Source organism: Methylobacterium hispanicum, assembly GCF_022179285.1.
GTDB classification, from domain to species: domain Bacteria; phylum Pseudomonadota; class Alphaproteobacteria; order Rhizobiales; family Beijerinckiaceae; genus Methylobacterium; species Methylobacterium hispanicum.
Window position 1 is genome coordinate 1 of the sequence record NZ_BPQO01000011.1, and the last position, 12,465, is coordinate 12,465.

Below are 12,465 nucleotides of genomic sequence, written 5' to 3' on the forward strand. Positions count from 1 at the left end.
GCCTGTCCCGGCGGATCACCCCGCCATCTCCGCCGAGCCCCTCGCCGGCCATCGCGCTCGCCCGCGCCATCAGGCCGGATCGCTCAATCCCCATAGCCGACTGCCTCGGTCTCCGCGGGTTCGTTCCTCGGAGACTTTCGTACGCCTGCCGGCGCCCGAAACTCTTCACGAAAGCCGACTGGCTGATTTCGGCACCGCGAGGCGCTAAACCGGACATCGCAGCATTCTTGCTACAGGCGTCTGTGACGCGCGTTTTGCCGACGTTTGAATAGCCGACACGGTTCTCCGACGCGGTTGCAATCGTTTTGGTCGACCGAGCATGCGTGGTCAGTGATCGTCGGGAAAACGTTCGTTTTTTGTACATAACGGTCGAAACAGCTGAATGACCGCTCCGGGTGGTTTCCTGCCTGTCCGCTTACGAGGACCGACGCAACCAAACCGGACCTGCAAACAGATCGTGCTGTTTGGCTGGTCGTGCGCTCGACCGTGCTGGATGAGTTAACGACCAACTTCTTTGTTCCGAATGATCTTAGTCGATGCAAAGGTGCCATCCGGTGCGTCGGCCATCATAGTCAACATCGCGCCAAACGGCCCAGCATGCTCGCTTTGTACGGAGAGGAACGCGCTCAACTCTTTCGGATCGCACTTTCGAGCCAGATGTGGAACGTTAGCCATTGAGGCGATCGCCCCAATATTGCAGGCCATACCCTTGGCTGCAGCCGCGAGGAACACGTTGAAGGGCTGCGGATCGAAGATCTCGATCAATACGGCTGGGCGGTCGAGGCGCTTGGCGTTGCAACACAGGATTGCTGCCACCGCCAAGATGACGCCGTAGCTCATGTTGCGGGTCAGGCCGAGCCAATTCCTTGTGTCGTCGGTGGCAACGCGACGGAGGGCGCTCATCGCTCGGAACGCCTCGCGCCGGCCGGGGCTGACAAATGCGTCGCACAGATGGTCGGCCGGTCGGCGCAGTGCATCCGGGCGCGTGTCGCGCCGCGCAGGTGCAATGAGTGCCATCGACCCGGTCATCGCGATGATCGCATTCACGCGCTCATCCATCCTCGGGTGTGTCGCCAGTCCGCCCTCGGCCGCGCCGTCGATCATCATCGCGTCTTGACCGGACGGAAGCCCAGCAATCGCGCTGTGGCCGTGCACCTTCCGCAAGGCCGAGATGAGGGCGGCCGGGTTTTGCGTAGCCTCCACGGCGACTGCGTCGGCGATAAACTCCCGGGATGAGGAGATCAGAAGCCGAACGAGCCGGCCCGCCTTCAGCGCCGACTGGGCGACGAAGCTGACGATCAGCACGAACACGAGGATCGGCGGAAACCACAACGTCAGGATCGGGAGACCCACGAGTTCCTTAAGCGGAGTGGTTTCCTTCATCCGCGGCGTAATCAACAGATCGAGCAGGCGCAGGCACACGTTGGCGGCCGCCATCAGGCGGATGTCGCCATTGCGGATGTGCGCGAGTTCGTGCGCGACCACTCCCGCCAGTTCGTCGTCGTCGAGACCATCGATGAGCCCACGGGTCACCACGACGACCGCGTCCTTGCGTCGGATGCCGCAGGCGAACGCATTCAGCGCACTTGAACGGATCACGCCGACATAAGGTACCGGCAATCCCATACTGAGCGCCAGCGGTTCGACGATGCGGCACAGGCGCGGCTCGTCCTGCTCGTCGACGAACGTGAACGCCATGACCCTGCGCACTGCGTGAACGTGCCAGAGCAGTAGCGCAACGAACAGGATGATGCCGGCGAGCGTCACCAGAACCAGGTAGCGGCTCGCGTAGCCGACCCAGGTGAAGACCGGCGCATGCTCTGGATCGAGGGCGGCAAGCGGCAAGTAGAGCGCTAGTACGGCTCCAACATGGAAAGCGGCGAGAAAGCCGGCGAACAGGACCAGCGAACGCCGGTCATTCGCGGCGATCCAGCCGAACAGGCCGTTGACGCGCAGCATATGGATCTCGCAGGCAAGTCAGAACTTGAAGGCGACAGGTTCGTCGATGAGGACGCGCTCGATGCCAAGGTCGAATGGCTTGCGCAGCTGCATCTTCCAGAGCCGCGCGATGAGGCTGCCGGGGAACTGACGCAGCGTCGCCCCATACTCGCCGACAGAGAGGTTGTAGAAGCGGCGCGACGCCGTGATGCGGTTCTCGGCGGCGACAAACTCGTCGCGCAGCGCCGTGAAGTGGCTCGATGCCTTCAACTCGGGATAGCGCTCGGCCGCCCCGATCAGGGCATTGATGGTCTGTGTTAGGTTCTTCTCAGCCTCAAGGCGTGCCTCGGGCTGGATCGCCGCGAGGGCGGCGGTGCGGGCCTGGATGACGCTGAGCAGGACATCGTGCTCGTGCTTGGCATAGCCTCTGACCGTCTCGACCAGCCCGGGGATCAGGTTCTGCCGGTGCTTGAGGTGCGCATCGATGTCGGCGAAAGCCGTCTCGCAACGCTGATCAAGCGCCACGAGCCGGTTCCGTGTCGCTACGACGATGTAGAACGGAGCGGCGGCCAGCGCGATGGCCAGCAGGACGAGACTGGTATCAATCATAAGGGCAAGCCTCTCCCCAACACACGTGCCAGGATAGAGGCGCCGGGTATAGAAACTGTTTATCTCACCGATAATTACTGTTCGGTATTAATTTAAATTCAATGGGCGACAGGCGATCCTGCTTCATGGATGCTGTTGAGGTGAGCCATGTCTGAATCCATCTTTTCACGGATATCGCGGATTTTATCGGCCTCTGTCGAGGACGCGATCGACAGGCTGGAAGCCGCAGGTGGCCCGGCTGTGATGCGCGAAGCCGTCCGTGAAGCGGAGCGGGCCATCGATCAGGCGAAGGCGGAACTCGAAAGCATCACGGTGCGTCGGCTGCAGGCAGCGCGCCAGCAACAGCTGCTCGCGAAACGCATCGAGGATCTGGGTGGTAAAGCCGCCTTCGCCGTCGATGAGGGCCGAGAGGATCTCGCCGAGGCGGCCCTGTCCCGGCAGATCGACTTTGAGACCCAAGCCAGGGCGCTCGATGATGTGCAGGCGCAGGTTCGGGTTGAGGAGGCAGAACTGGAGGCCGGCCTCGCGGCACTGGTGGCGCGCAAGGGGCAGATGGAGGAAGCGCTTGCCGCCTTCGAGGTCTCCAAAGGCGAGGCGGGGAATGGCTCCGGTTCCATGCGTCGTGAACACACGCCCGGTCAGCGGCTCGACGTTGCGGAGAAGGCGTTCGAGCGCGCCATGAAGGGTGTGGGCGGCGTCGGCTTCACACCGGCTGAAGCAGGGACGATCCACCGGGTTGCGGAGATCGACGCATTGCAGAAGAGCGCGGCCGTCGCCCAGCGGCTGGCTGCGCTCAAGGCAGGGCGGGCAGCCTGATGATCCGCAAGCCGACCGAAGTCTGGGGACGCGAGAGCGCAGTCGTCACCGGGGCACGATCCGCGGCCGTCGCCGGTGCTGCGGCGGCCAGAGCTGGCACGTACTATATGCGCGGCCTGATCTGCTGGAGTTTTGCCCTGCTTTGGGGCTTCGCGGCGCTAGCCGGCGGCCTCCTCGCTGGCAGCCTGCCGACGTTGCTCGGCGTCGGCGCCATGGCAGCCTTCATGGCTTGGTCCGGCAAACGGTTGTTCGCTAAAGCGCGGGGCTAACGTCCCGTCCTCGCTGAAATGTTTAAGTCCCGCTTACGCACCACAGCTGCACGCATCGCACAGCTATCGGAGGCAGACAGATGGTTCGGACCCTCCTGTTCCTTGCCGCCCTAACGTTCACGCTCGTAGGTCCTCTGGTGTACGCAGGACCACAGCTCGCGAGCGATCTGCAAGTCGGCGGACGCTGGGTACTGGTCGACGACCTGGCGATCAAGGAGTCGAAATGCACGCGCTGGTACTATCTCGTGTCGACGTGCCACATCGAGTACGTTGCTCGACGTGATCCAAGCCGCGTCGGCGGGACGCTCAACTATCTCGTGTTTGGCAGTTGGTCCGGTGAACGTGCACGCCTGCTGCGCGCGACCATGGATCCTAGTCGGATCGGGACCACGCTCGGGATAGAGCACATGCAGCAGCGGATCATCTCGTTTGGCGCTTTTGTGTTGATGCTGACCGCCTTCCTGCTGACGATCATCCGATCCGGCTTTTCAATCTCGCGGACAAGCAAGCCTCCTGTAGCCGACCTGAAGGTTGAGGAGCCTGCGCTGGCCACTGGCGTCCGAGCCTTTGGCCGAAGGCAGGACGGACGTGCCAAGCTAACGTGATTGCAAGCCCCTGCGACAAGCTGAGGAGAGCAGGCTCGGGTGAAGCCTCTTGGGTCCGAACCGTAGATCCGACGGTTTGAAGGTGGAGTCAGCCACGACTCGTCGTGCTGAAGTGGGTCGCTATAGGGATCCTACTGGTTGGTCGGCCCATAAAATTGCAGAGCGTAAGGCCTGAGTCGATCTAACATTGACGCACCACGAAGGATGCTCCCGCCACCTGATCGCTCGAAATCTGCTATTCTGCATTCGAGCAATCGCAGTCATCCGCGGCCATAGATTCCGAAGTCCGCTTTTAGCCGGATGAAGCACGAGCCTGGGTGACCGGTTTGGGTCGGCAGCGGATCCTTAAGGGCCGATCCGCACGTCCCCGAAGGTCTCACGGACGCGATCCAGAATGCCCACGTCTTCCGTCTCGACCTCACACTGATCCGCCCCCAATGAAGTGGTCCGCCCTTTGGTATGGCTTTGAGCCTGGAGGACGGATCGATGTCGAGGAAGCGACCCAAGCCTGAGGAGATCGTCGCCAAGCTGCGGCAGGCGGACGTGCTGGTCGGGCAAGGCCAGAGCGTGGCGGAGGCGATCCGCGCGATCGGCGTGAGTGAGGTGACCTACTACCGCTGGCGGCGTGAGTACGGCGGCCTGAAGTCGGATCAGGTCCGGCGGATGAAGGATCTGGAGACGGAGAACCAGCGGCTCAGAAAAGCCATCGCCGATCTCACCCTGGACAAGCTGATCCTGCAGGAAGCCGCCCGGGGAAACTGACCAGCCCCGCGCGCCGACGCGCCTGCATCGAGCATGTCCGGACCGTGCTGAAGGTCTCCGAGCGTCGGGCCTGCAAGGCACTCGGGCAGCATCGCTCGACACAGCGCAAGGCGCCGCGGGGCAAAGATGACGAGGCGGCGCTCGTCGCCGAGCTGATCGAATTTGCCCGTAGCTACGGGCGCTACGGCTATCGGAAGGTCGCCGCCCTACTGCGGGCGGACGGCTGGCTGGTCAACGACAAGCGGGTCGAGCGCCTATGGCGGCAGGAGGGGCTGAAGGTCCCGGCCCGCCAGCCCAAGCGCGCACGGCTGTGGGACGGGGATGGTTCCTGTATCCGGCTGCGCCCGGAGCACCGCAATCACGTCTGGTCCTACGACTTCGTCGAGACGCGCACCCACGACGGGCGCAAGTTCCGGATGCTCAACGTCCTCGACGAGTTCAGCCGCGAGTGCCTGGCCATCCGAGTGGATCGCAAGCTCAAGGCGGCCGACGTGATCGATGTGCTGTCCGACCTGTTCATCCTGCGCGGCGTGCCGGCGCACATTCGGTCAGACAATGGTCCGGAGTTCATCGCCAAGTCGGTGCAGTCCTGGATTGCGGCCTGGAGTGCGCCCCTGGGAGTGGACGGCGCTGGACCTGAGGATTGACCCGCCGCGCTGGGCTTCCGGAGGATGGAAGTCATGGCTCGGTATCGAACCCACAGTGTCGCGTTCAAGCGGCAGGTCGTGCAGGCGTATCTCGCGGGCGAGACGCTCCGCGGCCTCGCCCTGCGTCACGATCTTTCGCGCAATCTGATCCGGGTCTGGATCGCCAAGCACGAGGCGGGCGCCCTCGACGAGGACGTGCAGGCTGCCGACCTCCTGCAGGAGTACGAGGCCCGCATCGCGATGCTGGAGCGCTTGGTCGGACGGCAGACGCTGGAGATCGAGTTCCTCAAAGGGGGGCTTCAGCCCGCACGAGCGCAGAAAAGCGTGACTATGTCCGTCGTTGCCGGCCCGCCGGTCTCTCGGTCAGCCGAGGATGCACGCTGATGGGCCTGCCGCGCTCGACCTTCTACGACCAGCCGGCGATCAGCACGGATGCAACCGAGCTGCTGGCCCGCCTGACGGACCTGTGCGACGCGTTCGAAGGCTACGGTTATCGACGCGTCGGAGCGGCGTTGCGCCAGCAGGGGATCGTCGTCAACGGCAAGAAGCTGCGCCGCCTGATGCGCGAGCACGGCCTGCAGCCGCGCCTGCGCCGACGGTTCAAGGCAACGACCGACAGCGACCACGACCTGCCCGTCTTCCCGAACGTGGCGGCCGAGCGGGTGCCGGACGGCCCCAACCAGCTCTGGATCGCCGACCTGACCTACATCGCCGTCCCGAACGGCTTCGTCTATCTGGCCGTGATCCTCGATGCTTGGTCGCGCAAGGCCGTCGGCTATGCCGTGAGCCGCTCGCTCGAAGCGCGCACGGCCGTGGCCGCGCTGGAGGCCGCCCTGGCGGCGCGCTCGCCGCCCAAGGGCTGCGTGCATCATTCCGACCGCGGGTCGCAGTATGCCTCTGCTGCCTACCGGAAGGTCCTGGCCGAGCATGGACTGGTCGGCTCGATGGGACGCCGCGGCAATCCCTATGACAACGCCAAGGCCGAGAGCTTCATGAAGACGCTCAAGGTCGAAGCGGTGTACGTGACGGAGTACGAAACCTTCGCCGATGTCGCGGCTGACCTTCCGCGCTTCATCGACGAAGTCTACAACGCCAAGCGGCTGCATTCCGCGCTCGGCTATCTGAGCCCCGTGCAGTTCGAGGAGCAACACGCCCGGCAGCGGGTCAAACCCCTCGCCTGAGCCTGTCTACCGATAGGGGCGCACTCCAGCCGTTGGCGCAAGGACGGCCTACATCACCCCTGGTTCGCCGTGGGAGAACGGATATGTCGAGAGCTTCAACGCACAGATACGCAACGAGCTGCTGAATGGCGAGATTTTTTACACGCTCAAGGAGGCGCAGATCATGATCGAGGGCTTGGCCTGCCCCCATTCGGTGGCCCAGGTTCGAAGTTAGTGCATCGTCGGTCGCGTGACGATGGCGGGTTGTGCGAGCGGCGCTGAGCTGCTCGGTTCCGTTGGCCAAATGACGGCCTCCGGTGCAGGCGGGTGGTAGCCGAGCGACGAGTGCGGTCGGATGCTGTTGTAGTGCCGCCGCCATTGCTCGATCACGACGCTGGCTTCCTTCAGGGTGTAGAACACCTCGCCGTCGAGGAGTTCATCGCGCAGCTTCGCGTTGAAGCTCTCGCAATACCCGTTCTCCCACGGACTGCCCGGTTCGATGTAGGCGGTCGTCGATCCAACCGCCGCGATCCAGTCCTGTACGGCCTTGGCGATGAACTCCGGCCCGTTGTCCGAGCGGATATGACCGGGCACGCCGCGCAAACTGAACAGATCCGAGAGCACGTCGATCACGTCCAGCGCCTTGAGCTTACGGGCGACCCGGATGGCCAGGCACTCGCGGGTGAACTCATCGATGACGTTCAGCATCCGGTACTTGCGCCCATTGTGCGTCCGGTGCTCGACGAAGTCGTAGGACCAGACGTGGTCAGGCCGCTCGGGCCGTAGTCGCAGGCAGGAGCCGTCGTTGAGCCAAAGGCGTGCCCGCTTTGGTTGGCGAGCCGGGACCTTGAGCCCTTCACGGCGCCAGATCCGTTCGACGCGCTTCACGTTCACCGTCCAGCCGTCACGTCGGAGCAAGGCCGTGATCCGACGGTAGCCGTAGCGCCCGTACTGGACGGCCAATGCGATGATCGCGGCCGTCAGAGCAGCTTCGTCCTCGACCACCACGGCGGTCTTGCGTTGCGTCGAACGATGCTGCCCCAGGACACGGCAGGCGAAACGTTCGGACACACCGTGCTCGGCAACGACGTAAGCGACACAAGCCCGGCGGCGAGCCGGGCTCAGAAGTTTCCCGAAGCTGCCTCCTTCAAGATGAGCTTCTCCAAGGTCAGGTCGGAGATCGCCCGACGAAGGCGCTGGTTTTCTGTCTCCAGGGACTTCAGCCGCTTGACCTGATCGCCCTTCAGGCCACCGTACTCGGAACGCCAGCGGTAATACGTGACCTCAGTCACCTCAATGGACCGGATTGCTTCGGCAACCTTGCGACCTTGCGAGACCAGAACATCAACTTGGCGCAGCTTGGCGACAATCTCTTCAGCCGTGTGCTTCTTCCGTCCCATGACAACATCCTCCACATGGCTCGAAGCCATACCTTAGGGAGGACCACTTTTCAGGAGGCAGGCCACCAATGGAACGAGGCTGGTGCCATCGTTACCCTTACGATGAACAAGGCTTACCTCGTCACCTGGCGGCTGAAAGCCGTTCGGTCGGATGGCGACTGACGAGCGGGATTGGGATTCGTAGCGGGTTACACCAAAAAGCTGCGCCGGACGTCCCGCAAAGTTGCCAGGGCGTCCATGTCGGCCCACAGCCCCTGCAAGACCTCGGAGGTGTCAAAACCCGTCGCCGTGAGGATCATGGTGGTGACGGCCTTCGCGGACGTCGAGGTTTCCGCCTCGACGATGCAGGCGTTCAGCTCCGCAAGGCATTCGGCCCGTCGAATACCGAATATCGGTGAACTCATCGGCATTGTTCTGCCTCCGCCGAACGGTGCCGGCGGGCTCTTCTAACACGAAGCGTTCGTCACATGTGAAAAACCCTGCTGAGGATTACTGGCCCATCCTTGCGGATCGCGTGATGACACTTTCAGTTCTCGCGCGCTCGTTCCGTCCAAGGTATGCTTGATCCTCATGGAGAGGGCTGAACCCGATGTCGAATAGACGGGAACTCTATCAAAGCCCCAACGGGGATTCCTGGCATCTCGGCCGCGAACCCGAGAACGGCCGGGCCTTCGTCATCCACCAGCCCAATAGTCCGTCAGGCGGACGGCTCCGCCACGTCGAGCTGGGGGCGTTCCTGAGCGACGGAACCGGCAAGCCCGAACAGCAAGCGCTTCTTCGCTTGATCGGCACCCTCGTGGACGTTCCCCCTTACGCCGACCGAACCGACGGCAGGGAGCCGACGAGGATGTTGCCATCCGTGCCCTGACGCATGAAGCGTCCATCCTGTCCGCGACAGGATCTCCCAAGTGCCCTTCAGGCAGCCTCGGGCAGGCATTGAAGCGCCAGGATGGCCTCGGCCTCGAAGAGGGCTGCCACGGCCCGCCCAAGCCGGTTGGGCACCGCTTCGTCGAGGATGACGGGGAAGGCCATGTTCAACGCACGCGTCGCACCGACGATAGCGGCCCGCGCAGCCGATGAACGCGGCTGGCGTCGGAGTTCGATGATGTGCATGGGGCGTCCTTTGAGGCTCCGAGTATGCGCCTTGATTGGGTATTCGCCTAAGCTTATCGCGCATCGCCTCCTTGATCCGGTTGAGAACCCGAATGCGGCGTCACATCCAGATCCCGTCGTTGATCCGACCCCTGATCGGCTGCCGGTCCGCCAGGACGTGGGCGTGGGCTATTCCGGCCGCCAGGGCGATGGAGGCCGAGGGGTAGGAAGCCTGGGAGCGGTACGGGTGATAGCCGGCGGTCGTCACCGACCATCGGAAGCGGCCCCTCTCGCTCCGGCAAGCCGAGACGGCCACGCTGTGATCGGGCAACGAGGGAATGCGCATCGTTCGGTCATCCCATGTGGGCCAGCCACGACCAAGCGATAAACGCGCGCAGGGCTCCGTGTCGAACCTCGTCACGAAAGCTGCCCGAGCATCCTCTGGGACGTACGGCCCGAGGCATTGCAGGCGCCTTGATCATCCCTCGGATGGACAGGGCTTGTGGCGTGACATGAGGGCTTGGAGGCAACCCACCTAACCCTGTCTCCCATCGGCCTGGAGGGCCAATGGGATGGGATGCGGTCTTACGCCCAGGGGTGGTCCTACTGCGGACGAGGTCTACCCGTGCGGCTTGAACACGACCTTGGTGCAGTTGTCCTCCTTGTCCCGGAACATGTCGTATAGCGCTGGGCCGTCCTCCAGGTTGGTGGAGCGATGGCTGATGATGAAGGACGGATCGATGTCGCCGTTCTGGATGCGCTCCATCAGCGGCTTCATGTAACGCACCATATGGGTCTGGCCGGTTTTCAGGGTCAGGCCCTTGTTCATCAGGATGCCGAGGGCCACGGGTCCCACAGGACCGGCAAAGACGCCCGGCATCGAGACATTTCCGCCCGGACGGCAGGCTAGGATCGCCTGGTTCAGAGCGAAGGGACGCTCCAGGCTGACGGTGTGCTCCATGATGGCGGAGGACACCTTCTGCAGGGTGGTGTCGGCTCCGTGGGACTCCATGCCCACCGCCTCGATAACGGAGTCGGGGCCCAAGCCGTGGGTCATCTCCATCAGCGTATCCTGCACGTTCTCCTTGGAGAGGTCGATGGTCTCGGCGCCGGCTTCGCGGGCCAGTGCAAGGCGCTCCGGTACGCTGTCGACGGAAATGACGCGCTTGGCACCCAGCATCAGACAGCACTTCACGGCCAGCACGCCGACCGGGCCGCAGCCCCAGATCGCCACGGTGTCCTCGGGGCCGATGTCGCAGTGCTCGGCGGCTTGGTAGGCGGTGGGGAAGATATCGCTGAGGAACAGGACCTGTTCGTCGGTGAGCCCCTCAGGCACCACGATGGGACCGACATCGGCATAGGGCACTCGCAGGTACTCGGCCTGGCCGCCGGAGAAGCCGCCCGTGATGTGAGAGAAGCCGAACAGGCCGGCCAGCGGATAACCGTAGGTCTCGGCCTGGAGCTTGCCGTTCGGGTTGGTGCGCTCGCAGCAGCTCCAGTTGCCCCACTTGCACTGGCGGCACTCACCGCAGCAGATGGTGAAGGGCACCACGATGCGGTCGCCGACCTTGAGCTTCTGGTTGTCGCGCCCGACCTCGATCACTTCGCCCATCGTCTCGTGGCCGAGGACGTCGCCACACTCCATCGTAGGCATGAAGCCGCCCATGAGGTGGAGGTCAGAGCCGCAGATCGCGCAGGCGGTCACCTTGATGATGACGTCGCGGCCATGCTCGATTTTTGGGTCCGGGACGGTCTCGCAGGAGATCTTGCCCCGGCTCTGCCACGTGAGTGCTTTCATCCTGTCGACGCTCCTGGTTCGAGGTGTGTCGGCACGGATGACCCCCACCGCTTCCACCAGGGAGGTAATGTCCGTCACGCGAGCGTGATCCGGTTGTCGAGGAATTTACTTCCACGTCGACCGTGCAGCCGAGCGCATAGCCTCGGCCGGAAAGCGGACCACGATGGTGTCCTTTCCCGTCTCCGTATGACGGTGCTACGGCGCCTCCAGGCGCGGTAGATGCGGGCGTGCCAACGGTTATCCCTCAAACCGCTTCGTAGACGAAGCGCCGACCATTGGGCGCCCCTCCAGTCAGCCTTGCCAGGCCATTGGCCATGTCCCGCCCGCCTGCCGACCAACGATCGCGGATTGAGGACGGCGAGAAGTCGAAGCTCTTTGCCGAGAGCTGGTCGGCGGCCGCTTTGTAGACCGTATGCAGCAACGTCACGGTCGGTCCGTTCGGCTCAAGCCGCTGCCTCATCTCGTACTCCCGCTCAAGGGCCGAGATCGTTCGGCGGCCCGCACTGGCGAAGATGAGGTCATTGGCCCGTTCCAGCACGGCATCGAGCGATGCTGGCCGGGGCGCCTGCAGGTTGAAGAGGTCCGAGGCGATGCAGAGGAGGTCGCGCTCCGGCGCGTCCGCAAAGACCGGGTCCAGGGGCAGGTTGTTGGTGTAGCCGAGGTCGCACAGGAGCCGGCCGTCGATCTCAACTGGTGGGAAGGCCGGGAGAAGCGAGGTGCTGGCGAGGACGTGCTCGGCTCGCACCGTCCCGTGCGCGGTGTCGAAGTAGACCTCCTCGCCCGTCGCGACATCGACGCAGCCTATCGTGACGCGGACGTCGCCCCGATTGAGCCGGTCGAAGTCGACGTACCGGTTGAGGCTGGACAGCAGGGGCGCGTGATCGAACATCGCGACGTCGTTGGGCACCCCGGGCAGCGCGGACCACAGGCCGGGCCAGCGGTGCTGGAAGATGTTGGGCCGGCCCCACATCAGCGTCAGGACGGCATGCAGGCCGTTATAGACCTGACGCGGCTTCAGCATGCCGGAGATGCTGGGACCGGTGTGCTGGGTCGCCTCGGCCCAGAACCCGCGGAGCTTGGCGACGCGATCTTCGGGAGTGTTCCCGGCGACAATGGCGGCCGTGACCGCACCCATCGAGGCGCCCACGATCCAGTCCGGCCGGATGCCGCGCTCGTGCAGGACCTCGTACACACCCGCATGGTAGGCTCCGAGCGCATTGCCGCCGCTCAGGACCAAGGCAATGTCCCGGCTTCCCGACGACACGACCGCGGTCAAAGCGTCCCTATCTGATCCGGCGATTGACGCCTCGCCGGGGTCGTTGCCGGAGACCAGAGTTGATGGGTCGTAGTCGTTCGGACTCGATGGCAA

At 63.9% G+C, this 12,465-nt stretch carries 12 protein-coding genes and 3 pseudogenes; 7 read left to right on the forward strand and 8 right to left on the reverse strand.

Annotated features, from left to right (window positions below):
* Window positions 1-498 precede the first annotated feature (498 nt).
* Entirely contained in the window at window positions 499-1,959 is a 1,461-nt protein-coding gene (locus MFF56_RS13915; protein ID WP_059410299.1) for a M48 family metalloprotease, read from the reverse strand.
* Between the two features lie 18 nt (window positions 1,960-1,977).
* Entirely contained in the window at window positions 1,978-2,547 is a 570-nt protein-coding gene (locus MFF56_RS13920) for a LemA family protein (RefSeq protein ID WP_059410300.1), read from the reverse strand.
* Window positions 2,548-2,694: 147 nt separating this feature from the next.
* On the opposite strand from MFF56_RS13920, the gene MFF56_RS13925 reads away from it, so the two are divergent.
* The 7 genes and pseudogenes from MFF56_RS13925 to MFF56_RS13955 form a co-directional block, all read left to right on the forward strand.
* Entirely contained in the window at window positions 2,695-3,363 is a 669-nt protein-coding gene (locus MFF56_RS13925) for a PspA/IM30 family protein (RefSeq protein WP_059410301.1), read from the forward strand.
* Window positions 3,363-3,632 carry a hypothetical protein gene (locus tag MFF56_RS13930; protein WP_143739342.1) on the forward strand — a complete coding sequence of 90 codons (270 nt, stop codon included), beginning with the start codon at window positions 3,363-3,365 and terminating at the stop codon, window positions 3,630-3,632. The genes MFF56_RS13925 and MFF56_RS13930 overlap by 1 nt, the downstream gene beginning before the upstream one ends.
* Before the next feature lie 80 nt (window positions 3,633-3,712).
* Window positions 3,713-4,237 (forward strand): hypothetical protein, encoded by a 525-nt coding sequence (locus MFF56_RS13935; protein WP_059410302.1) that lies wholly within the window; start codon window positions 3,713-3,715, stop codon window positions 4,235-4,237.
* Between the two features lie 486 nt (window positions 4,238-4,723).
* A pseudogene (locus tag MFF56_RS13940) lies at window positions 4,724-5,601 on the forward strand (IS3 family transposase); the annotation flags it as partial.
* Window positions 5,602-5,679: 78 nt separating this feature from the next.
* Window positions 5,680-6,030, forward strand: coding sequence for a transposase (locus MFF56_RS13945; protein WP_017482586.1), 351 nt, complete (start codon window positions 5,680-5,682; stop codon window positions 6,028-6,030).
* Window positions 6,018-6,827: pseudogene (locus MFF56_RS13950) on the forward strand (IS3 family transposase); the annotation flags it as partial. The gene MFF56_RS13945 and the pseudogene MFF56_RS13950, both read left to right, overlap by 13 nt.
* Window positions 6,828-6,858: 31 nt before the next feature.
* Window positions 6,859-6,999, forward strand: a pseudogene (locus MFF56_RS13955) (integrase core domain-containing protein); the annotation flags it as partial.
* Between the two features lie 38 nt (window positions 7,000-7,037).
* Here the strand turns inward: MFF56_RS13955 and MFF56_RS13960 are convergent.
* The 6 genes from MFF56_RS13960 to MFF56_RS13985 all read right to left on the reverse strand — a co-directional run bounded on the left by MFF56_RS13960 (window position 7,038) and on the right by MFF56_RS13985 (window position 12,372).
* A protein-coding gene (locus tag MFF56_RS13960) for an IS3 family transposase (protein ID WP_238230149.1) occupies window positions 7,038-8,206 on the reverse strand; the annotation gives its coding sequence in 2 pieces (ribosomal slippage) (window positions 7,038-7,942 and window positions 7,942-8,206; 1,170 coding nt in all).
* 188 nt (window positions 8,207-8,394) lie between these two features.
* The gene (locus tag MFF56_RS13965) at window positions 8,395-8,610 is read right to left on the reverse strand and encodes a hypothetical protein (RefSeq protein ID WP_238230150.1); all 216 of its coding nucleotides are present in this window, start codon (window positions 8,608-8,610) and stop codon (window positions 8,395-8,397) included.
* A 511-nt stretch (window positions 8,611-9,121) separates the two neighbouring features.
* On the reverse strand, window positions 9,122-9,319 hold the full coding sequence (locus MFF56_RS13970; RefSeq protein WP_238230151.1) for a hypothetical protein: 198 nt from the start codon (window positions 9,317-9,319) through the stop codon (window positions 9,122-9,124).
* A gap of 100 nt (window positions 9,320-9,419) precedes the next feature.
* Window positions 9,420-9,644 carry a hypothetical protein gene (locus tag MFF56_RS13975; protein ID WP_238230152.1) on the reverse strand — a complete coding sequence of 75 codons (225 nt, stop codon included), beginning with the start codon at window positions 9,642-9,644 and terminating at the stop codon, window positions 9,420-9,422.
* Window positions 9,645-9,917: 273 nt separating this feature from the next.
* Window positions 9,918-11,096 carry a zinc-dependent alcohol dehydrogenase gene (locus MFF56_RS13980; protein WP_238230274.1) on the reverse strand — a complete coding sequence of 393 codons (1,179 nt, stop codon included), beginning with the start codon at window positions 11,094-11,096 and terminating at the stop codon, window positions 9,918-9,920.
* Window positions 11,097-11,340: 244 nt separating this feature from the next.
* A complete protein-coding gene (locus MFF56_RS13985; protein ID WP_373324073.1) occupies window positions 11,341-12,372 on the reverse strand; it encodes a patatin-like phospholipase family protein in 1,032 nt (343 codons plus the stop codon).
* Window positions 12,373-12,465 lie beyond the last annotated feature (93 nt).

Excerpts from the sequence above, each read along its gene's own strand:
- MFF56_RS13945 (WP_017482586.1), top strand. The coding sequence starts at position 5,680 with ATGGCTCGGTATCGAACCCACAGTGTCGCGTTCAAGCGGCAGGTCGTG.
- MFF56_RS13935 (WP_059410302.1), top strand. The coding sequence starts at position 3,713 with ATGGTTCGGACCCTCCTGTTCCTTGCCGCCCTAACGTTCACGCTCGTA.
- MFF56_RS13965 (WP_238230150.1), bottom strand. The coding sequence starts at position 8,610 with ATGAGTTCACCGATATTCGGTATTCGACGGGCCGAATGCCTTGCGGAG.
- MFF56_RS13930 (WP_143739342.1), top strand. The coding sequence starts at position 3,363 with ATGATCCGCAAGCCGACCGAAGTCTGGGGACGCGAGAGCGCAGTCGTC.
- MFF56_RS13980 (WP_238230274.1), bottom strand. The coding sequence starts at position 11,096 with ATGAAAGCACTCACGTGGCAGAGCCGGGGCAAGATCTCCTGCGAGACC.
- MFF56_RS13970 (WP_238230151.1), bottom strand. The coding sequence starts at position 9,319 with ATGCACATCATCGAACTCCGACGCCAGCCGCGTTCATCGGCTGCGCGG.
- MFF56_RS13925 (WP_059410301.1), top strand. The coding sequence starts at position 2,695 with ATGTCTGAATCCATCTTTTCACGGATATCGCGGATTTTATCGGCCTCT.
- MFF56_RS13920 (WP_059410300.1), bottom strand. The coding sequence starts at position 2,547 with ATGATTGATACCAGTCTCGTCCTGCTGGCCATCGCGCTGGCCGCCGCT.
- MFF56_RS13915 (WP_059410299.1), bottom strand. The coding sequence starts at position 1,959 with ATGCTGCGCGTCAACGGCCTGTTCGGCTGGATCGCCGCGAATGACCGG.
- MFF56_RS13975 (WP_238230152.1), bottom strand. The coding sequence starts at position 9,644 with ATGCGCATTCCCTCGTTGCCCGATCACAGCGTGGCCGTCTCGGCTTGC.